General features: G+C 38.1%; 16 protein-coding genes. 9 read left to right on the top strand and 7 right to left on the bottom strand.

What is annotated here, in order from left to right:
• The 4 genes from I215_RS09160 to I215_RS09175 all read left to right on the top strand — a co-directional run.
• Nucleotides 1-325: hypothetical protein (locus I215_RS09160; RefSeq protein ID WP_008991681.1), on the top strand; the 325-nt coding region annotated here is incomplete at its 5' end.
• Nucleotides 326-342: 17 nt separating this feature from the next.
• A complete protein-coding gene (locus tag I215_RS09165) occupies nt 343-1,923 on the top strand; it encodes a PepSY-associated TM helix domain-containing protein (RefSeq protein WP_008991682.1) in 1,581 nt (526 codons plus the stop codon).
• A 113-nt stretch (nt 1,924-2,036) separates the two neighbouring features.
• Nucleotides 2,037-4,418, top strand: coding sequence for a TonB-dependent receptor (locus I215_RS09170; protein ID WP_008991683.1), 2,382 nt, complete (start codon nt 2,037-2,039; stop codon nt 4,416-4,418).
• 89 nt (nt 4,419-4,507) lie between these two features.
• Complete coding sequence (locus I215_RS09175) at nt 4,508-5,776, top strand: DUF4374 domain-containing protein (RefSeq protein WP_008991684.1); 1,269 nt, start codon at nt 4,508-4,510, stop codon at nt 5,774-5,776.
• 198 nt (nt 5,777-5,974) lie between these two features.
• On the opposite strand, the gene I215_RS09180 is transcribed toward I215_RS09175, so the two are convergent.
• Nucleotides 5,975-7,453, bottom strand: coding sequence for a sulfatase family protein (locus I215_RS09180; RefSeq protein WP_156800248.1), 1,479 nt, complete (start codon nt 7,451-7,453; stop codon nt 5,975-5,977).
• Nucleotides 7,454-8,695: 1,242 nt separating this feature from the next.
• On the opposite strand from I215_RS09180, the gene I215_RS09185 reads away from it, so the two are divergent.
• The 4 genes from I215_RS09185 to I215_RS09200 all read left to right on the top strand — a co-directional run bounded on the left by I215_RS09185 (nt 8,696) and on the right by I215_RS09200 (nt 13,574).
• Entirely contained in the window at nt 8,696-10,696 is a 2,001-nt protein-coding gene (locus I215_RS09185) for a BCCT family transporter (protein WP_040460159.1), read from the top strand.
• A 734-nt stretch (nt 10,697-11,430) separates the two neighbouring features.
• A complete protein-coding gene (locus I215_RS09190; protein WP_008991687.1) occupies nt 11,431-12,549 on the top strand; it encodes a Gfo/Idh/MocA family protein in 1,119 nt (372 codons plus the stop codon).
• A 240-nt stretch (nt 12,550-12,789) separates the two neighbouring features.
• Nucleotides 12,790-13,104, top strand: a complete 315-nt coding sequence (locus I215_RS09195) for a peptidase associated/transthyretin-like domain-containing protein (RefSeq protein ID WP_156800249.1) — start codon at nt 12,790-12,792, stop codon at nt 13,102-13,104.
• Between the two features lie 107 nt (nt 13,105-13,211).
• Nucleotides 13,212-13,574: a helix-turn-helix domain-containing protein gene (locus I215_RS09200; RefSeq protein ID WP_008991689.1), complete on the top strand. Its 363-nt coding sequence runs from the start codon at nt 13,212-13,214 to the stop codon at nt 13,572-13,574.
• A 284-nt stretch (nt 13,575-13,858) separates the two neighbouring features.
• Here the strand turns inward: I215_RS09200 and I215_RS09205 are convergent, their stop codons facing one another.
• From I215_RS09205 to tnpA, 3 genes are all read right to left on the bottom strand, one after another.
• The gene (locus I215_RS09205; protein WP_008991690.1) at nt 13,859-14,158 is read right to left on the bottom strand and encodes a type II toxin-antitoxin system RelE/ParE family toxin; all 300 of its coding nucleotides are present in this window, start codon (nt 14,156-14,158) and stop codon (nt 13,859-13,861) included.
• The gene (locus tag I215_RS09210; protein WP_008991691.1) at nt 14,151-14,402 is read right to left on the bottom strand and encodes a type II toxin-antitoxin system ParD family antitoxin; all 252 of its coding nucleotides are present in this window, start codon (nt 14,400-14,402) and stop codon (nt 14,151-14,153) included. The genes I215_RS09205 and I215_RS09210 overlap by 8 nt, the downstream gene beginning before the upstream one ends.
• Before the next feature lie 138 nt (nt 14,403-14,540).
• On the bottom strand, nt 14,541-14,741 hold the full coding sequence (gene tnpA / locus I215_RS09215) for an IS66 family insertion sequence element accessory protein TnpA (RefSeq protein WP_008991692.1): 201 nt from the start codon (nt 14,739-14,741) through the stop codon (nt 14,541-14,543).
• 186 nt (nt 14,742-14,927) lie between these two features.
• On the opposite strand from tnpA, the gene I215_RS09220 reads away from it, so the two are divergent.
• Nucleotides 14,928-15,143 (top strand): hypothetical protein, encoded by a 216-nt coding sequence (locus I215_RS09220; RefSeq protein WP_008991693.1) that lies wholly within the window; start codon nt 14,928-14,930, stop codon nt 15,141-15,143.
• Between the two features lie 95 nt (nt 15,144-15,238).
• On the opposite strand, the gene I215_RS09225 is transcribed toward I215_RS09220, so the two are convergent.
• The 3 genes from I215_RS09225 to I215_RS09235 all read right to left on the bottom strand — a co-directional run bounded on the left by I215_RS09225 (nt 15,239) and on the right by I215_RS09235 (nt 21,648).
• Entirely contained in the window at nt 15,239-16,348 is a 1,110-nt protein-coding gene (locus tag I215_RS09225) for a glycoside hydrolase family 43 protein (RefSeq protein ID WP_008991694.1), read from the bottom strand.
• Between the two features lie 49 nt (nt 16,349-16,397).
• Nucleotides 16,398-19,502, bottom strand: a complete 3,105-nt coding sequence (locus tag I215_RS09230) for a glycoside hydrolase family 2 TIM barrel-domain containing protein (RefSeq protein WP_040460140.1) — start codon at nt 19,500-19,502, stop codon at nt 16,398-16,400.
• Between the two features lie 160 nt (nt 19,503-19,662).
• Nucleotides 19,663-21,648: a RagB/SusD family nutrient uptake outer membrane protein gene (locus tag I215_RS09235; protein WP_237738945.1), complete on the bottom strand. Its 1,986-nt coding sequence runs from the start codon at nt 21,646-21,648 to the stop codon at nt 19,663-19,665.
• Between the last annotated feature and the right edge of the window lie 6 nt (nt 21,649-21,654).

The following is a 21,654-nucleotide window of genomic DNA, read 5'->3' on the forward strand; positions in this document are numbered from 1 at the left end:
AAAAAAGAAGTGGTTAAAAGTATCGTTTAACATGCCTGCAAATAAAAAATACCTAACAACATCTCCATATCAAAAAATCGCTAAAACAACAGCCGCTTTTATTGGAGGATATATAGTGACTGAAACATTTTTCATTGCTTTGATTTCCTGGACTAACGCCAGTGCACTAATCTTCACATTAAGATATGCTGGATTTATTTTATGGACCGCTTTGATGATACTTGCCTTTATAAGTAAAAACGGTTGGGTGATCTGGGGGGTTTATCTCTTAATTGCACTGTTATTCTACGGTGTTGCCCTTCTGGGGGACCCAATGGCACTATAACTTCTAATTCCATTTTCATGAGCAACCGTATATATAATATTATCTTCCATACCCATACCCTTAGTGGTATCATTATAAGTGCATTGTTATATGTGATATTCTTCACAGGATCTATTTCCTTTTTAAGGGATGAGATCAATGCATGGGAAAGGAACGAGCCGATCGAAGAGCATTATTTTAGCACTATAGACTTTGACACTGCAATTCAAAATTTAGACTTTAAAGAAAAATTATATAGTAAAGACCTTAGTTTTTCACACCGGTATTACGAAAAGAGGATTGCTGCTTTTGTTTCCAAGGCTAAGGACACTACTTTAAAAGAGGAAAACACCAAAACAAGAAGAAGAGGTTTTTTCTATCTAGACGCTGAAAAAAATATAAAGTCAGACTACACATCCAACTACTCCATGGGTGAATTTTTCTACCGACTTCACTTTTTTGCCCAATTAAACTTCTTTGGACGTTCAGGTTATTTTTTATCAGGTATGGTTGCTTTGTTCTTTCTTTTTGCTGTGGTTACTGGGGTGATCATTCATTGGAAAAAAATAATCCCAAGCTTTTATGTCTTTCGTCCTAAAGCAAAATGGAAAACCATCTGGACGGATTCTCATGTCGCTTTGGGATTAATAGGCCTACCCTATCAGTTTATGTTTGCCGTGACAGGGGCGTTTTTAATCATTGGATATACAGTGATGTTGCCCCCAGTGCAAAAGGTACTTTATAATGACAACCCGAAGGAGCTAACTCAAGCCGCGCAAGATAGAGAGCAAGAAGAATATCCTTTTATAGGAGAGGCTGCAGATTATAAGGTGTCCTACAACGAATTAATTAATAGAACCAAAGATAAATGGCCAGAACTAGTAATAAATGAACTCAAAGTAATTAATTACGGGGATAAAAATATGCATGTACAAGTAGGCGGGTCTCCAAAGTACAAAGACAAAATTTCAGGAGCGGGTCATTTAACCTATAGGTTAAGCGACATGAGTGTAGTCGCTATTAAAGATCCCTATAAAACCTCTTATGTTGAAAGCGCCGACCATATCCTTAGGAGATTGCATTATGGTGATTATGGCGGATATGGGATGAAATTAATTTATCTGGTTCTTGGGTTTATTACATGCTTTGTAATTATTTCAGGGGTCCTAATCTGGCTAGTAGCACGAGACAAAAAACATGTAGCCAGCTATAAAAGACGTTTTAACTCATGGTTAGTACGGATCTATATGGCGGTATGTTTAGGATTATTCCCAGTGACGGCCGCGACCTTTAGCGCAGTAAAACTCTTTGCAACAGATACCATGTTGGATCGAAAAGCTTTTATTAGTCAAACCTTCTTTTGGACTTGGCTAGTGGTGACCATATTACTGCTTTTTAAAAAGGACCATTATACAATAAATAAGCTATGTCTTATCTGGGGAGGTATCCTTAGTTTCCTTGTTCCTATTAGCCAAGGATATGTAACAGGTAATTGGGTTTGGACTTCAATATCCAAAGGATATTCTCAACTGGTTGTTGTGGATCTTTTTTGGATCATATTAGCTTTGGTCTCACTTGGAGTATTACTCAAGCTTAAGAAAAAACCAGTTCATCCTTGAAGTTGAATTATTCCGTATTACGTAGGTAATTATCCGTTTTGCGTACCTCTCTACCCATGCAAATGAAATACTTTCGCGTAAAATTTATATTAATCGAGTCTAAATAAAAATAAATGCATACCATATTTTCAAGAGCCTTATTTTTACTATGCGCAGTTGTTTGCTCTTTATCATCCTTTTCACAGCAGAACCAATTCACCGTTGATGGCCATGTTAGGGACGCAAATGGAAATCCAATTATCGGTGCTTCTGTTATTATAGAAAGCATCAATAAAGGAGTCTCAACAGATGAAAATGGTTATTTCTCTTTACCTCTTAATGGCAATGCACAGGCCTATTCTTTAAATGTTATTTCTTTGGGATTTAAGCAAAAGTCTATCCTTATTGATTCAAATACAACTTTGAACCAGTCTTTTGATATTGTATTAGAAGAATCATCCGTGGATCTTAGTGAAGTGGTGGTTTCTGGGAAAAGTATCGTTAATCAAGTTAAAGAAAAAGCTTTCAATGTAAATGTTATTGATGCCAAAAAGTTACACAACACCACATTAGATATCGGAGGTGCTTTAAATAGAACTTCAGGGATTAGGGTTCGTGAGAGTGGCGGTGTGGGTTCTGATATGAAATTATCTCTTAACGGATTTACGGGAAATCAGGTACGTTTTTTTATTGACGGAATTCCAATGGACAATTTCGGCTCATCGTTTCAACTCAATAATATTCCAATAGGTCTAGCTGAACGGATCGAGGTTTACAAAGGAGTAGTTCCCATCGGATTGGGAGGTGATGCCTTGGGAGGTGCGATTAATATCATTACAAACACTTTTAAAAAAAGTCACTTAGATGCCTCCTATTCATTTGGTTCGTTTAATACCCATCGATCGATGGTCAATGCAATTTATGTGTCTAAATCTGGTTTTACCGCCCAACTGAATGCTTATCAAAACTATTCAGATAACGATTATAAAATTGAGGTAGAAACCGCTGATCTTCAAACAGGTGAATACTATCCAAATGAAATCGTTAGGCGCTTTCACGATAGGTATCACAATGAAACCGTAATAGCCAATATTGGAGTGGTCAACAAAACCTATGCAGATCAATTGTTATTTGGAATAACCTTGGGAAGTAATTTTAAAGAAATTCAAACCAGAGCAAGAGCTGATAGTCCACCATATGGGGGATTACACAGAAAAGGTAGCATTATTATGCCAAGTTTAAAGTACATCAAAAATGACTTTATTGTTAAGGGTCTGAACGCTAGAATTAACGCCAATATTAATTTAGGTAGAGAACAAAATATAGACACCCTTCACAGAAGGTATAATTGGTTGGGGGAATTTATCGAGTACGAGGGTCCTGGTGGTGAGCGCTCTTACTCTTTGTATAAATTCAAAAATAATTTAGGAATCGCCACCGCAAGCTTTGATTACAAATTCGCTGACAAACACGCTTTGGCCTTAAGTAATACCTTAAACACCTTCAATAGGAAAGGTGAGGATCAGTTAAGGCCTGATAACCAAGATTATGAACAACCCAGAAAAACCATGAAAAACATCATTGGTTTAGGCTATGGATATGAGGCAGATAATTGGAATGTAAATGTATTTACTAAGCATTATTTTCAGCAAAATAAGTTCAGTCTAGCATTGGATTCTGAGACCCCAGGTGAACTGATGTACCACAAACGGACAAACACATTCAACTTTCTAGGTTATGGGCTGGCTCTAACCCATTTCATTAATGATGACTTACAAATAAAGGCTTCTTTTGAAAAAAGTTATAGAATGCCCGAAAATGAAGAACTCTATGGTGATTTAATCAACTTAGAAGGAAATATAGACTTGAAGCCTGAGAAAAGTTATAACTATAACCTTGGTGCCAGTTATTGGTGGCGGTTTAAAAATCGACAACACCTTTACTTTAACATCAACGGTTTCTACAGAGATGCAAGTGATTTTATACGACCTGTGCTAAATAGAAACCAAGTCATGCAAGTGATGGATAATTTGGGAAGTGTAACCAATGTAGGCGTTGAGTCTGAAATAAAATATCAATTCGGCAATAGATTCTCTGCCGGAGTGAACTTAACCTATCAGTCCCTTAGGAACAATACCAAATACGAGGGTGGTCAAACCACCGAAAGTGCTGTTTACCGAGACCGAATCCCTAATATGCCCTATTTATATGGGAATGCTGATATGAGCTACACCTTCCATGATGTAGGTGGGGTAAATAACAGCCTGACTATCGGTTACAACATGCTTTATGTACACGCCTTCTACCTCTACTGGCCTAGTCGAGGCTCAGCGGAAGGTAAATATGGAGTTCCGGAACAAATCGCTCAGGATTTAAACTTAACCTACACTTGGAAAAATGACTTACAATTCACCCTTGAATGTAGAAATATCTTTAACAAAAACCTTTATGATAATTTCAGTATTCAAAAACCAGGGCGAAGCTTTACTGGTAAGATTAAATACACATTTTTATGATAAATGCTAGCCAAAAACACGATTAAGAGCATAGCCTACTATAAGTAATCTGAAACATTAAATAATTAAATAACATTAAATTTTAACTCATGATCAAGCAATCTAATTATTACTTTGGTTTATTATTAGGAGCCGCACTTCTTACCGCGTGTAGTAGTGATGACGGTGCGACCAATCCAGATGAAGGTGGTGAAAATCCAACAGCTGAGCCGCAATATTTAATTACAGCAACACCTACTACTGCAGGGTCAGAGGGTGTGGCTGATTACATTTTATCAACTGAAGATCTTACTCAGGGTAGTATTTCTACTGATGGAAATGGTGTAGAACAAGACGGTACTTATCGTTATTACGAAACTCATAATAATAAGTTTTTTAGTTTCTTATACGGACAAGGAAATCCAGGAGCTGTCACTACATATCAGTTAGATGGCAAAAGCAAGTTGCAAAAATTATCAGACTTTCAAGCTGAGACTGTTCAAGCCTTTGCTCCTGTAAATGATGATATTCTGATGATCAAAATTTCAAGGAATGCGGAATCTCCATTTGCCTATTGGTATCAGCTGGATACCGAAGCTTCTCAGTTCACTGCTGAGGGTCAAATCAACACTCAAGAATTAGCAAATAAGGAAAATGGAGAAATAGCATTCTTTTCATGGATTACTCAGGTAGGCGATAAAGTGTTCTTGCCATATTTTACTATGAAGGCTTGTTGTAACGATTCATGGGGAACAGACTATCCAGACGAAGCGAACATCGCTGTGTATTCATATCCGGAAATGACATTGGAAACTGTTATTCACGATAATCGAACTAGCTTTATAGGTAGGTATTTCAACAACGGGCTTTCAGTTGATGAAAATGGCGATGCCTATGCTTTTTCATCAGCTATTGCGACCACAAACAATGAAGTAAGCACTACAAAATCATCATCTGTGACACGAATTAAAGCTGGAACTTTGGAATTCGATCAAGATTATTTATTTGATTTAGAAGCTGCCTCTGGTGGTTATTACCTCACTGACCACACTTATGTTGGTAATGGAAAAGTCATAGGGATATTCTTAGAAGAAAAGACTTCAAGCTATGCCACAGGAAATAGATTTGCTCTAATCGATCTACATAACCAAACCTTAGACTGGATTACAGGATTACCTAGTCCAGAAAACATACTTAGTGTTACCAATGGAATGAACAGTTATGTATCAGAGAATAAAACAAATGTTTTTGTCGGAATAACCACTGAAACTGGAAGTTTCATATATAACATTGATATAGCAAGTAATACAGCTACCCAAGGCATTGAAGTACAAGGAGGTCAGATCACTGCGATAAACAAACTAAATCCCGTAAAATAAAGCTTCATAAATTGTAGTTAGTTAAAGATGGCATGTTTAGTGCATGTGTATTTTTTAAATCCACGCCCCGATAAAGAATGAAATTTCTATCGGGGTATTTTCTTTTTTAATAGGATCCATTTTCAAATAATTTTTAACAAAAAGTAAGAGGTTAGTTCAAAGTAAAAAAACTAATTTATAAAAAGGCTACCAAAAAGTCTATGGATTTGACCCCTGTGAGATATCAAAGCCTCCAATAACGCGTTCATAATACTCAATCATTTCTTTGAGCTTCCCAGGTTTTAAAGTAGCTAGATTATCCTTCTGACCTTCATCCTTAAACAAGTTATACAGCTGATATTCACTTGTATTCCCCAGTTCGATATTCACTTGCTTATTAATTGCTAGTCCATTATAAGGCGGAATCATAACCCATTTCCCTTTTCTTAAGGCAGTACGGGATGCGGCCTCCATAATCAAGGCTTCTCTACCCTGCTTACTATCCCCTAGTAGAACAGGAAGTAAATCTTTACTATCTAAAGTATTGTTCTCTGCGCCTATTAAGCTGGCTAAAGAACCATAAAAATCTAATTGGCTTACCATTGCATCAGATACCTTAGGCTGAATTCTTCCTTTCCAGTAGGTAATAAAAGGTACTCGGGTTCCAGCCTCAAAAAGACTATACTTCCCTCCTTTTAAACCTGCGTTAGGATCATGTTTTCCAATTTTCTCCACAGCCTGATCGTAATACCCATCATTTAAAACGGGCCCATTATCACTGGAGAATATCACTAAGGTGTTTTCTAACAAACCTTCTTCCTTAAGGGTATTCATAAACTCACCAATAACCCAATCTGCTTCTAAGATCACATCGCCGCAAGGTCCCATTGTTGATTTACCCACAAATCGTGGACTAGGTGTTCTCGGTACATGGGGTTGTTGTAATCCGAAATACAGAAAGAAAGGTTCGTTTTTATGCGCCTTCACGTAATCTTGTGCCTTTTTAAGAAAATGGTCAGCCATCTGATCGTCTTTCCATTTTGCTGCTTCTCCCCCTTTCATAAAACCAATGCGAGGGATCCCATTCACCACACTGTTATTATGACCATGATGCCATTTCATCTTAAGTAATTCTGGATTTGAAATAGCGGTAGGTTCTCCCTTAAAGTTTTCTGAGTAACTCACCTCTATGGGATCGTTGGGATCCAGACCTACTACTCTACCATCTTCTATGTATACTGTTGGCACCCGGTCATGAGTAGCGGCCATAATATGCGAATAATCAAACCCAACCTCATTAGGCCCTGGTGAAATATGTTCGTTCCAATTGACATGCCCTGTACCTAAGCCAAGGTGCCATTTTCCAACGACAGCAGTATGATAACCTTCGGCATCAAACATCTTTGGTAAAGTCTGCTGCTCTGTTGAAATTAGTAGCGGAGCTGTTCCTGGAAGGATCTTAGCATCTTTATTACGCCAGGGATAACTTCCCGTTAAAATAGCATAGCGGCTTGGTGTACATGTCGCAGAGGTTGCATAACCATTGGTAAAGCGTAGACCTTCTTTAGCTAGTGCATCTATATGTGGTGTTTGTAGTTCTGTTGCTCCATAACTACTGAGATCTCCATAACTACTGAGATCTCCATATCCTAAATCATCTAAATATAGAATCACCACATTGGGTTTTTCTACTTCCATGGTTGTGGTATCTGTGGTTTTGGTTTCTTGTTTACAACTCAGAAACAATACAGTAGTTAAGCTACATAGTAGCCTAGCAATATTCCGTAGGATTTTTGAAGGTCTTTTTATAGATGGGTAAATTATTATAAAGCAGTTTGATTCCTTGAATTCTTAAAAAAATAAAGATATATATTTTTGCTTAACATCCTTAAGAAAAATTTATGCGGATTACTATCGCTAGTATTTCCTAGCTGCGAATTCTTTAGCAGTTAAGATAGGTAGCCAGTGGAGGAATATCCAAGACCTCCTATTAGGATTAAACTTGTCCTAGGCTCAACAATTCCAGTCCTGTGCCTAGCAGGTCCAGTGCTACTGCAGCTTTAATTTGTCATTGATCATTGGAATTCCATAACGAACAAAATTACTACTCCTTAAAGCGAATAAAACCCCAGGTTCTTTTAATCTCTTTATCTACCTCTTTTGGATCCACCTCATCCGTATAAAAGTAATATATACTTGCAGTTCAGCGATGATAACGAGATTAGTACTAATGAACCATTTCAGAGCCCAACACGTACACCTATACTGATCTACAAACAAACACTTTTCTTTCCTTAACTGGAGCTATAGAGAGCGTATATTACTGATTATAAATTTGATCCCTATATATTATAGAGGATACAGAGAGAAAGGTAATCTCCTTGGCTTGAAAAGCGAATTCGGCTGGTTAAAACCGAAAGGATAGATCGTAACACTTACATTTAGCCAAAAGTGTTAAAATTTAAAAAAATGAAAAATGTAAAACTAGATAGCAACACCAAATACGATGGGAGAACAATTGTCGTGAAGCCAAAGGGAATTGTGGCCTATCATAAGACTTTTATATCTGAAGATTGTCCAACATAAATATCCTTCACGGAAAAGAAGGAGTATTTTATTGTATCTAAATGGTAAAAAGTTATGTTTCTATGTTTTGGAATAGGAGATCGACGACATCCTAAGAGGATACCAGGAATACATCGACCAACAAATTGAAGATATCCTTAGAGAAATGGAAAATTTCATTACTATAGAGCGGTGTTTTATAAATTAGTCTACCCTAACAGTTACAAGAAAAATAGAAGAATTCAGAATCATGAAATATGATTTATTTTGTCAAAGTAGATCAGGTTCAAGGTATTTAATTTGTCGAATCGCAGATTTTCGATTAAGTTGCAATAGTATATGGCAAATAGCCCAAAGCCATTAAAAAAGAAATTTATGTTTAAAACTTCGTTAAAAAAGGGAGTAACTGTACCGAGCTTAATTTTCATCGTAGGAGTATCATTAATCGCTGTTTTTTTTCCCGAAGTTACCGAAGGTCTATTGAATAAGATCCAGAACTTCATCTTTGTCAACTTGAACTGGATTTATATCTGGACTGTTACGATATTCGTTATTTTCCTGATATACCTTATGTTCAGTAAGTACGGAAAAATACGATTGGGGAGAAATGACAGCAAACCGGAACATTCATTTTTTTCGTGGATTTCTATGCTGTTTGCCGCCGGAATGGGTATTGGACTAATGTACTTTGGTGTTGCTGAACCTATGCAACATTACGCTTCTGATGTTTTTGGGTTGCATGGCTATGTCAACCAGGAAAAAAACGCACAGCTATATAGCTTTTTTCACTGGGGTATACACGCTTGGGCAATTTATGCCATTATAGGTCTTTCCTTATCATACTTTACGTACCGGTATAGACTTCCTCTTTCGCTGCGTAGTGGATTTTACCCACTGTTAAAAGATAAAATTTATGGAAAATGGGGAGATGCAATTGATGTATTTGCACTCTGTAGCACCTTTTTCGGCATCACCACTACCCTTGGCTTTGGAGTCGTACAAATCAATTCCGGACTAAATACACTTCATATCGTACCGGATACTAGTTTTTTATACCAAGTCTTGATCGTCGCTGTATTGGTTTTACTTTCGATTGCCTCAGCGGTTACTGGAGTAGATAAAGGAATAAAAATATTAAGCCGGATTAATATTACACTTGTGATCGTCCTGCTGCTTTTTGTGCTGCTTGTCGGTCCCACGGTTTATCTGATCGGCAGCTTCACTGAAGGTCTCGGAAATTATATCACCAATTTTTTCAGTCTCACCTTTGGCACCCATGTTTATGAACCGGAGTCCCTACCCTGGTTTTATGACTGGACAATACTCTATTGGGCTTGGTGGATTTCTTGGTCCCCTTATGTCGGGTTGTTTATTGCCAAAATATCAAAGGGAAGAACTATCCGAGAGTTTATTGCCGCAGTCTTAATCATTCCTAGTATATTTAATTTCTTTTGGATGACTGTTTTTGGTAACAGCGCTATTTGGTTTGACCGCAACAAAGCAGACGGTATGCTAAGTGCGTTGTCATCTGACCCTGATGCGCTCATGTTTCGGTTTTTAGAATACCTCCCACTCTCTACTGTTGCCAGTTTTACCGTTGTATTGATTATTGTTATTTTCTTTGTGACCTCGGCAGATTCTGGGATATTTGTCATGAACAATATCGCAACAAAAAATGCTAAAGCTTCTCCGAAATGGCAAGTTTTCCTTTGGGGTATCTTACTTGCTTTAGTGTCGTTATTTTTGTTAAACGCCGGTGGTTTAGATGCGCTTCAGAGCATGACTTTAATTACCGCCTTGCCTTTCTCTATAATTATGCTAATGTTTATGGTTAGTCTTGTAAAAGCCTTAACCATTGACGGAGATTACTATGAGCGTAGTTTTTCCGAAACTGCCGTCCCGTGGTCAGGTGGATTTTGGAAAGAACGTCTAAAGCGCATTGTATCTTACAAAAACCGTACTTCTGTGGATCATTATATTGAGACCACGGTAAAAACAGCATTTACTGAATTGCAACAGGAATTTGCAACTAATGGAATCGAAACAAAACTCAATACTTACAAAGATCCAACGAAAGTCGAGATTGAAATTCAATATGATATCGTTAACAATTTTGTTTACGGCGTAAAAAATGAATCAAAACTGCTATCTGACTATTTGCTTAATGAAGAGAACCATCCTGATATTGAAGAAAATAAAACGTACTTCCCGAAAGCCTATTTCGGAGATTCAAGAGAAGGGTATGACATCCATTATTTCACGAAAAATGAATTGATTTCAGATGTCCTAAAGCATTATGATCGATTCTTGACTATTGTATCAGAGGAACGCAATGAAATGTTTATTAGTAGTAATGCCAATAAAAGGAAAAACTAAATAATTATTACAGAAGTAGCGTAGGTATAATTTTCGGACATGGGTTACCATCAATAGTTTAATACTGTAACTTTAAAATTAATAATACTCTTAAATTTTCTGATTTAATAAGCATCTTAATATCCGGTACAAAATAATGCCTCCCCTTTATTAACTAAAGGGGGTGAACTGCATTCCCGAAATCATGAGTGATGCAGCCCAATTCCTATCACCGGACAACAGCGACGCTTCTTATTATTGAACCATAAAATATTCCGTCTCTGGGAACTCTTATATACAATTGATTATTCAGGTTGTTTTTTTGATTTCGACATCTGGCGTATCAGTCTTGTATATTTTCGAAAAGCCCAGTATCTTAAAACGGGATTTTTAATGATGTCCACTTTTTCACCTTGAACATCTTGTTTAAACGCATATTTTGTAGAGTCCATTTTTGTAATGGTATAAGGGTAGGAAAATGACAATTCCATTCCAGAATCCACTCAGCGCTGATGTTTCTCCTACGCTTGATTAGCATTAGTGTCGTAGTAACAAATAAAAAGCAGTAAACGCTCCCTAGCATCTCCTCCATAAATATCTTAAAAACATTTGAAATAGGAATATGTATCGAAGAATATTTACGGGATTCAGAATCACAACTATTCATTCTTTATCACCAATAACACATCAGATAAGTCTTTAAAAATATTATTTTTACCTACATTTAGATCACCATACTCAAAACTTTATTTATTATGAATTCACGTCGCGATTTTCTACAATTACTCACCACTTCAGCAGTAGCCTTACCATTTTTACCACTCTACGGTTCATCAGAACAGTTAGCATTTTACGACCAATCGTATGAAGGGCCTGTGTTGCGTGTAGCTATAATGGGACTCGGAAGCTATGGCACTCGTGTGGCAGAAGCAATGCAAACTTGTAAACGCGCGAAGCTCGTAGGTGTAATCAGTGGTACACCTGCTAAAATTAAAGATTGGCAATCTAAATATAATATTCCAGAGAAGAATTGTTACAACTATGAAAATTACGATAGCGTCAAAGACAACCCAGACATTGATGCCATATACGTTATTACACCAAATGGACTTCATCATCAGGCAGTTCTCCGTATTGCTGCCGCCGGAAAACATGCCATATGTGAAAAGCCCATGGCTATCAATGCACAAGAGGGACAAGAAATGGTGGATGCTTGTAACAAGGCAAATGTTAAGTTATTAGTGGGGTATCGTATGCATTTTGAACCAAATACATTGGAAATAATCCGAATGCGAAATGAAGGTGAATTAGGAAAAATTATGTTCTTCCAAGGATTGAGTGGATTTAAAATCGGAGATCCTACCCAATGGCGATTGGATAAAGAATTGGCAGGTGGTGGTGCTATGATGGACATTGGTATCTACTCCATCAATGGTGCCCGGTATATGGTGGGAGAAGAACCCATATGGGTTACTGCACAGGAAACGAAAACAGATCCTATAAAATTCAAGGAAGGTGTAGACGAAACCATCCAGTTTCAGTTAGGTTTTCCTAGTGGAGCAGTTGCTTCATGTCTATCTACCTATAGTATGAATCATCTAGACCGCTTTTTTCTTAATGGTGATAAAGGATTTGCAGAATTACAACCTTCCACTGGTTATGGCCCTATAAAAGGACGCACTCATAAAGGTGAATTAATGAAACCACACATCACCCATCAGACCGTACAAATGGACCAGATGGCAGGAATTATTTCAGCTGGTGAAAAGGCGGTCGTGCCAGTAGACGGAGCCGAAGGAGTTAAAGATCTAAAGATAATAGATGCCATTTATGAGGTATGTAAAACTGGAGGAAAGAAGAAATTGGATTTATAAAAAGCACCTAGATAAACCATTCTATCACTTAAAAATTAATAAATATAAGGAGCCATTTATTTTTGGGAAATAGAATTCGAAACCCAAATTAGGGCAGTCCATTTGGTCCAATTTTAAAGACCTTAACCTAAAAACACTCTTGTAAGAATAATCGTTTTTTTTTACAAAGAAATCGTTGGAATATTTATACTCCACCCCTACCTTTGCCCAACATAAAGTTCATAAAAGGGTTGGTTTTGGGTGGCATTAATGCAGGCAATTCAATTGATCACCCCTATTTCTTTTTCAAAAAAGTACAAATCACTTCCTTTAGACAAAACTCAACTCAACCATCCAATGAATAAAATAGTTATTATTTTAATGGCATTCTCATGCCTTGCAGTAAACGCACAATCAGAAATAAAAGGAAGCGTTTTAGAAAAAGAATCCCAAGAACCTTTAGAATTTGTCGAAGTCATTTTGCTGAATAAGGAATCTTCAATTACGGAAGGTACAGTGACGAATGCCGAAGGTGCGTTTGCACTGAATTCAGGACAAGGAGAAAAATTGGAATAAAAATGCTACAGTCAAAGGTGCTTAACGGAGTCCATACGTACGGGACTGTCTTCTAAATCATAAGGATTACAATAGGATCAAAAATATAGATACATTATAATAAAATCATGGAAAAATCGATTGAACATAAAACATACGTCAAGGCTGTTCTACGGATGGAAGAGCTACTTAAAAAGGTAGGCAATGACACCCCAGAGTATGACTCCCAAATGATAGAGCTTTTAGAGGTAAGCGATGTTGTAGAAAAATATGAAGAAAATCATTTCCCCATCGGATTACCCACTTTAAAAGAAATGATAGAACTTCGTATGTTTGAAATGGGTCTTAAACGCCAAGACTTGGCAACGCTTTTAAATACGAGCGCCTCTAGAATTAGCGACTATTTAAACGGACGAAGGGAAATTACCTTGAAAATTGCCAAGGCCTTACATCAAAAATTGAATATCGATAGTGATATTATCCTGCAGTAAATATAACTACCTGCCAATACGTGAAATAGCCTTAAGTGCTATTAGGTTTAGGATAGGATTACAAAAAGGGGAAGCCTACATTTTCATTCTTAAAAAGACAAAATTTCGAATTTATAACTGATGTTTCTGGATTTGGTCAAATTGCATAGAACGGTTTTGTGTATGATTAGTGGCGTGATTAAGCAACCAAATTTAGCTAACAAAAACTGAACAGAAAATCCGCGAGGATTTTCGTAAGTAGGCGAGAACTAGCCATTAATTATACACGGTGCTCTACGGGGTTTTTAGTCGGCTATTCTCTTTTTCAAATCCATTCTTTCGTGTAAGATTCTTGTTATTTCAACATAATCTTCACTTAATGTACGATAAAATATTATGTGTCGGTTTGCTTGAATTCCGAGAAGTTGCTTTGAAATTCCCTCGTAGTTTTTTCCTAAATCTGGATTTTCAGCTATTTCTTCACAATTTGAAATTAATTCATCATAATATTTGTCGGCTTTTTTTTCCGACCAAACCTCAAATATATATTCCCAAATTTTTGATAAATCAGCAACAGCTTTATTCGTCAGTTTATATTCAGACATTAGAGTGTTTTTTCGCTTTTAGTGATTCAAGATGTTTTTTTGGGTCAAAATCGTGAGCAATTCCGCTGTCAATTCCTTCTTGAATTGCATTTTTCAAAGCAATCACTTTGCTTTCTTCTTCTTCCAAAAGTCTTAATCCAGCACGAATAACTTCGCTAACGTTTTTAAATCTTCCTTCGCTAATGCTACTTTGAACGAATTGGTCAAAGTGATTTCCGAGTGATATTGATGTGTTTTTGTTCATTTTGAAACTTATTTAATTCAAGTATACCAAACTTTGGTATACTATCAAAATTTTCTCAAATTGCGTAGAACCGTTTTGGGTATGATTAGTGCCTGAACAAGGTAGAGTTCGGAGACTGGAATTGAAATACAAATACCATTAGGGTATTTTACTTCTATGGTTTTCTTTGTGGAAGATTGCGGCTTGATCTGAACGAAGTGAGGAGCTTTCATCAAACTTCTTAATCCAATAATATAATGTCGAAGTAACAATCCCTTGTGTTTGGCAGAAAGCTTTACCAGTAAGGCCACTTGCTCGGAAGTCCTCAACAAAGGTAAACATTTTTTCTCCCTTGCTCATAATAAAAATTTGAAGCAAAGCTAGAACCTGACAACTACTGATACAACATGGCTTCGTGGGGTGGAAACTCTTAGAATGGGTGCTAACGTCTTCGGCTATGAATAGTGTGGGAGTAGAGAACCAATACCAATTCCTTTAGGTACCAAGCCAAAGCAATTTGTTAGCATTTATTTTTTTTAATTTCAAATGTCAAATCAAACTGATTGGCGACATCATAAATATAGTAAAGATCGCAGGTATTTTGCTATACATGCGGGGAAGTCGCTTAAGGGAAGCGATGTCGTACAAGTCATGGACACGATCACTTTTGGAAACCAAGCGCTGCCAAAGCGTCTCAAGGTCGACAACGGAAGTGAGTTCATTAAAATTTTCCCAGCGTTAAAAGGCCCTATACTTTATTAAGCACAAGACCTTTTAATTCTGTTTTTAACTAGCGCCATTATAGCGCAAGAAAGGATCCGTTAAATTAATACCTAGCGATTAAAGTAAACAGGAACTTAATCCTCTAAATTCCAACGACCCTTCCACTCTAAAATAGGCCTATCTCCGTCCCATTGAATGGGCAACCAAACATACCTACCATCAATATGATTTTTAGGATTCCAACGATCTGCCATAAAAATATAGCGATCTTCAACTCCTTCTACTTTAAGAACGTACGTACTTTGAGAATTAAACGTTAAATCAGCCCCCTCCCCTATACAAGGATTTCCAAGAGGTTCCCAAGGTCCCCAAATACTTTCCGATTTAAAACTACGTGCTGCATTTGGATCCCAACCCGTACAACCAGAGGTAATCATATAATAACTCCCGTTTCTTTTAAACATAGTAGGCGCCTCATTGTGGCCTGCAGGAGCAAGGGTGATGTATTTCCCGGTAAAACTAAGATAATCATCCGCAAGTTCAGCAATGTGAAGGGTAAGGTTCTCCTCTGAAGAGTAGATGTGATACGCTTTATTGTCATCGTCCACAAAAAGCGTCATATCTCTAGCCATTTGCCCTTTATTAAAATCACGCTTTACAAACAACCCTTCCTTCACCTCTTTATACCAAGGATCGCTCCACCACTCTAAAGAAGGATTCTCTACATAATCCTTCTTCCAGTCATCATTGAAATTCATAGGCCATTTCCCCTTGTTAGGGTTATACGACCGAATATACTCAAATGGACCCACTGGAGTATCACTAATAGCCACCCCTGTTTTTGCGGCAGCATACCCCATTCCTTTCAGCTCCAAATGGAACCACATTACATATTTATCAGTTTTCTCGTTATAGATCACCTTTGGACGCTCCATCACACAACCAGAGGTGATTTCAGAATCAGGATCCTCACTTACTGCCAAAGCAACACCCTTTTTCTCCCAGGTATACAAATCCTTAGAACGGTACACATTCACCCCAACTTGCGCTAAACTATTATGATCCTTGTGCTCTCCATACCAATAATAATACCCTTGGTCATATAAAAGACCACCACCATGAGCATTGATATGCGTACCATCGGTATCCAACCACAATTCTCCCGGTTCAAAAGCCTTTTTTTGTCCCTGTACGCCCCACGAAAAGGTAAGGACAAGCGCTAGGGTAATTAAACATTGTTTCATGATAATCAATAATTTATCTAAATTTATATGTTATTTTATTTTACAACCATTACAATGGCTTCATGATATATGAATAAGCGTAGGAAGACTCCTTTAATCGATACGGCTTATGAGGCATAGCACCCCAGCTGTTATCACCCCCTAGCCCACGCTGCTTGTAATCCACATGCAAGTAAACCTTATCCTCAGGATGAATATCGCTCGTGTGACGTTGTGCTTTTCGCATGCCTGCATCCAATGTCTCCGTGGATACATTTAAGGCGCTAAATCCTAAAGGCTGAAGCCCTGTTATGGCAAGTCCCTTTCCAGAGGCATCCTGTAACTTAATCCATCTTACCTGGGTTTTATACCCGTTTTCCTGTGGTCTGATATACTCCCAAACAAACTGATCCGCTACTGTACTCTCGTAGATCCCTACAAAAGAAGCGTGGTTACGATCTTGGTAATTCTCCCAAGGTCCTTTTCCATAGTACGATAGATTCTCAAATTGCCCTGGAAGAACCATTCGCATTCCAAAGCGAGGAAGCTCTGGTAGTTCTTTCTCGCCAAAATCCATAGAAGCTGTAATCTTTACACTACCATCATTTTGAATTAAGTAAGACACCGTATAAGGAATATCCACTTCCCCGAGGTGAAACTCCACCTGAATAGGTAATCCAGCAGCTGTTTTTCGCTGCAAATTGACCTTGGTTACGTTGGCGGATTGCTGGGCTTTTTTCCATGCACCTAAACGCGATGGCATTTGATTTCCAAAATCATTATCCGTCGGCGCTCTCCAAAAGTAGGGCTCTGGGAAAGAAGTAATTACAGAAGCCTTATCATTCTTATATCCATAAGAAGAAAGCCCCCCTTTTTCTAAATCAAAAACACCTTGAATGTCTTCAGATTCAAATACCAACTGAGCCCCTTGCTTCTTATACTTCAGACTTCCTTGAGAGGCCATTGCAGCATTCTCAAAGTAATCATGGGTACCAAGTTTAAACTGCTCTCTAGCGAGCTCATGACCAAGGGGTATGAAAGCTGTTTCTTTTGCATTTACAGCATAAACATTTAAAAAAAGCTCCTCTTCTGCTATATCAGAAATCGGTAATTTAACCGTAGACTGCTCCCCTGCTTTAAGATCCAATACAAATTGTCCACGCTGCGCAACCCTTCCATCTTTTAAAAGTTCCCAGTGAAACTTAAAATTATCTTTTAAACCCGTAAAGAGGTAGTCATTTGAAACTGTCAACGCGTTGGCTTGTTGGTTAAATTTGAAATTTATACGTTGATAAAATTTCTTAACCTCATAAAGTCCAGGGTGGACAGAACGATCTGCAGACACCAACCCATTGGCACAGAAGTTCTCGTCGTTTTGCAGGTCATAACCACCAAGATCACCTCCATAGGCAAAGAATTCAACACCATTTTCATCCACGGTTTTTATACCCTGATCTACCCAATCCCAGATAAAACCACCTTGCATATGATCACTAGAATGAATGATATCCCAGTACTCTTTAAAGTTACCAGTACTATTTCCCATAGCATGGCCGTATTCACACATGATATAAGGTCTGGTTTTATCACGCGCCTGAGCATAGGCTTTCATATGGCCTATACCAGGATACATGGGGGCCACGATATCCGTGTTTTCGTTCTCCCCGGCCTGTTCAAACATCACCAGCCTAGAAGGATCATATTGTTTTAACCAGTCATACGCTTTATAAAACACAGGACCATTACCACACTCATTCCCCATAGACCAGCTAATAACAGAGGTATGGTTTTTATTGAGTTTTGCCATACGCTCTATACGATCAAGATGCGCAGCTTCCCACTGTGGTAAATACGCTGGGTGTTTGGATTTATCAAATCCACCTTGCCACTCAGCGCCCATACCATGGGTCTCGATATTGGCCTCATCTACCACGTATAAGCCATACTCATCACAAAGTTTGTAGATATCAGCCCCATGCGGATAGTGACTCATGCGAATCGCGTTGATATTATGCTGTTTCATAAGTTCAATATCCTTTCGCATGGTCTCTAGATCAGGTACATGCCCTTTGGTCTGGTGGTGTTCATGTAAATTAACACCATAGACCATCAGTGGTTTACCATTAATTAGTAATTGCGCATTTTTTAATTCAACCTTTCTAAATCCAATTTTTCCAGTGATATATGTTGATTTTTCATTCTTATTATCCAGTCTTATCGTATAGGTATACAAATAAGGAGACTCATCACTCCAGCGATGAACATTCTCTAATTCGGCATGAAAATCAACATCCTTGGTGTTGCTATGAATCTCTTTTGCGCTAGAGAAAACTTTGCTATTTTGGTGATCAAACAGTTCGAATACCAACGAGGCATTTCGAACCTTTGCCTTATTAAACTTCCGAAGATCAATCGTAGCATCCAAGATCCCTGTGGTATACTCCTTATCCAAACCGCCTTGAATGAAATAATCCCACACAGCAAATTTTGGTGAAGCCTGAAGGTAGACATCGCGCTCAATTCCACTTAAGCGCCAAAAGTCTTGATCCTCTAGGTAACTCCCATCATGCCATCTGGTCACCTGAACCGCCAAGACATTTTCCCCAACATGTATATAATCGGTAATATTAAACTCTGCAGGAGTCTTGGAAGCTTTCGTCATTCCAACTTCCTGTCCATTTACAAATACCCTGGCATAGCCAGAAATGGAACCAAAATGTAGTATCACTTCTTTATCATTCCAATTACTTGGAATGTCAAAAGTTCTTCTATAGCTCCCCACAGGATTGTAATCCCCTTTAATAAAGGGAGGATCCTTTGGGAATGGATAGGTAATATTGGTATAGATAGGCGTATCAAAACCTTCCAGTTCCCAATTCGAAGGCACCTGTATCTCAGACCAGCTATGGTCATTAAAGTCGACTTTAAAAAAATCCTGTGGCCTGGCCTGAGGATTCTTTACAATGTTGAATTTCCATGCACCGTTTAAATTTTGTGTCAAGGGGGAACTTTCCCAATCACCCCTTAAAGCAGTGCTCAAATTTTGATATAAAAAAAAGGCAGTGCGCCCCTTTTCTTTATTCCGATCAATTTTTTCTGGGTTTTCCCACTCGTTATTTTGGGACATCCCCACTAGGGTCATTGATAAGAACAAACTTAGTAGTATTTTTTTCATGAGTGTCTAATTTTTGGCAAGGTCCCACGGACCCAATCAAATTTAACCATTTTTTAAAAAAATATGGTGCCAGGAAGGTTAACCAACTTATATTGATCACCTTTGCAACTAACAACACGTCCTCCTGACACCATATTACTAACCAATCTAACTCATTATCTTAGTAAGTAGCTCCTTCATTTGCCGTGGTTGGCCAACCTGGGTTTTGATAAATAGGAGAACTATTTACACTATTATTTTCCGATGTAATCAAAAAGTGTTTAATAGCGATCGGCTGCAAGTAATGCGCCATCATCCACTTGTACCCATTGTACACCAATTCATTTCCAGTTTTCTCATAAGGACGCAAATAATCACTTCGAGAAGGAGCAGATACATTGGCATCAGCAGAGGCATATTTTAACACCCCTTCTTCATACCAATTTTGCATTGGCCCCCAAAGTTTCATCCCTTCCACATGGTAAGGTGTGGATACTAGTTGATCCATCGCACGCCATCTCTTAAGATCCATCGCTCTTAATCCTTCAGCCATTAGCTCGTTTCTTCGCTCTCTACGAATATTGTAAAGTGTAGGATCAATTAAAGATCCTGCAGAGTATGCTCCCCAGTCACCTTTTGCTTCCTCAGTCATATCAGTCGCTGCAATAGTTACCTGAAAATCAGGATTCACCTGAGCACGCTCTCTAATAGCTCTCCAATAACCCGTAGCCGTTCCATCTAAAGATCCGTTACGCTCGTAACAAGCTTCCATATAGTTAAGATAAGCCTCTGTAGCCCTAAAGACGATACTTCCTGTAAACCCTTGACCATTTCCTGTATGGGTTTGATTATAGTTCAAACCTTTTCTAATGGTATATCCTGTAGTGTATCCCTTTTCAGCAGATGAATTGGTAATATCTGGAATAGGTTCTACTGGCGTCCCGTGATCACCATCTGGTGATGGGTATAATATATTGATTTGACCAGGTTCTTTTAAGAATAACCAAAGTCTACCATCACGATTCTCACGTACATTAGCAATGTATTCATCCCCTTGGTAGCCTGATCCCGAAGCATAGATTGGTAGTCCATTGGCCATTACAAATGAATCCACCATTCCTTTGGTTAAACCAACACCGTTATTTCCGAGTTGTGCATACACAGGAACATTATGAACCACACCAAGACCTTTGTCGTAATCTCTCCAAAGCAATACTTCTTCAAAACCTGACATATCCTCAGCTCCGAACATATCAAAATATGGATTTGCCATATCAGCTACATCCTGTTGTAAGCTACCATTATTTGAAGTTAATGGGTAGGTATCAGCAACTTGTCTAGCTGCATCCATAGCCTCACCCAACAACCAATCAATTTCTGAATCAATATCTCCAGAAGGGAAACTATAACCTTGGTTATATGATTTCTCAGCTCCTGGCCAATCTGGACCATTGGGAACAAAAGCCGTGTTTTTAAAATATTTAAGCCAAGTTCCTTCAAATAAAGCCACTCTTGATTTAAGTAAATAAGCACTCGCTCTTGATAAACGGTTGTTTCTACCATCAGAAGACGCTGCCATTAAAAGATCAATTGCCTTATCCAAATCAGCAATAATGAATCGTGCCACTTCGGAACGCGGAGCACGCTCACTAGCTGCCGTTAAAACCTCACTATCATCAGGCAAATTGGTAGTAACAATAGGAGTGTCTCCCATTTCTCTTAGCTTATAGAAGTATTCCCAAGCCCTAAAGAAATATACTTCACCTATTGCATGTTTAATACCCGCATCACTTCCAACGATCTCACCGTTTTCAAAATCAGGTACCACATTGTTTAAAAAGTAATTACATCTATAGATGTTTCCAAAATCCCAAACACCGCCTGCTTGAGGCACTCTATATTGCCCTGGCACGTATTTGTTATCATAGGTCATATCCGCCATATTATCCGTATCGGCATCAATTCCAAAGGTTCCAAAACTCCAATTCCCATGAGTTGGTAAAAGTGTATATAACTCTACAGCAAAGGCTGACAACTGAGACTCTTCTTTAAGGTACTCCTCTGGAATAACATCAGATTGTGGTGGACGATCCAAAAAGTCTTTGCTACAACTAACCCCTAGCACAATGACCAAGGCCATAAGTAATATCTTATAATTTTTCATCATTTTCAT

It is taken from the genome of Galbibacter marinus (genome assembly GCF_000300875.1).
Taxonomy (GTDB): Bacteria; Bacteroidota; Bacteroidia; order Flavobacteriales; family Flavobacteriaceae; genus Galbibacter; species Galbibacter marinus.

Bases quoted from the DNA above. Each gene is read 5' to 3' on its own strand.
- I215_RS09165 (WP_008991682.1), top strand. From the start codon at position 343: ATGAGCAACCGTATATATAATATTATCTTCCATACCCATACCCTTAGT.
- I215_RS09170 (WP_008991683.1), top strand. From the start codon at position 2,037: ATGCATACCATATTTTCAAGAGCCTTATTTTTACTATGCGCAGTTGTT.
- I215_RS09175 (WP_008991684.1), top strand. From the start codon at position 4,508: ATGATCAAGCAATCTAATTATTACTTTGGTTTATTATTAGGAGCCGCA.
- I215_RS09180 (WP_156800248.1), bottom strand. From the start codon at position 7,453: ATGGAAGTAGAAAAACCCAATGTGGTGATTCTATATTTAGATGATTTA.
- I215_RS09185 (WP_040460159.1), top strand. From the start codon at position 8,696: ATGTTTAAAACTTCGTTAAAAAAGGGAGTAACTGTACCGAGCTTAATT.
- I215_RS09190 (WP_008991687.1), top strand. From the start codon at position 11,431: ATGAATTCACGTCGCGATTTTCTACAATTACTCACCACTTCAGCAGTA.
- I215_RS09200 (WP_008991689.1), top strand. From the start codon at position 13,212: ATGGAAAAATCGATTGAACATAAAACATACGTCAAGGCTGTTCTACGG.
- I215_RS09205 (WP_008991690.1), bottom strand. From the start codon at position 14,158: ATGTCTGAATATAAACTGACGAATAAAGCTGTTGCTGATTTATCAAAA.
- I215_RS09210 (WP_008991691.1), bottom strand. From the start codon at position 14,402: ATGAACAAAAACACATCAATATCACTCGGAAATCACTTTGACCAATTC.
- tnpA (WP_008991692.1), bottom strand. From the start codon at position 14,741: ATGAGCAAGGGAGAAAAAATGTTTACCTTTGTTGAGGACTTCCGAGCA.
- I215_RS09220 (WP_008991693.1), top strand. From the start codon at position 14,928: ATGTCAAATCAAACTGATTGGCGACATCATAAATATAGTAAAGATCGC.
- I215_RS09225 (WP_008991694.1), bottom strand. From the start codon at position 16,348: ATGAAACAATGTTTAATTACCCTAGCGCTTGTCCTTACCTTTTCGTGG.
- I215_RS09230 (WP_040460140.1), bottom strand. From the start codon at position 19,502: ATGAAAAAAATACTACTAAGTTTGTTCTTATCAATGACCCTAGTGGGG.
- I215_RS09235 (WP_237738945.1), bottom strand. From the start codon at position 21,648: ATGATGAAAAATTATAAGATATTACTTATGGCCTTGGTCATTGTGCTA.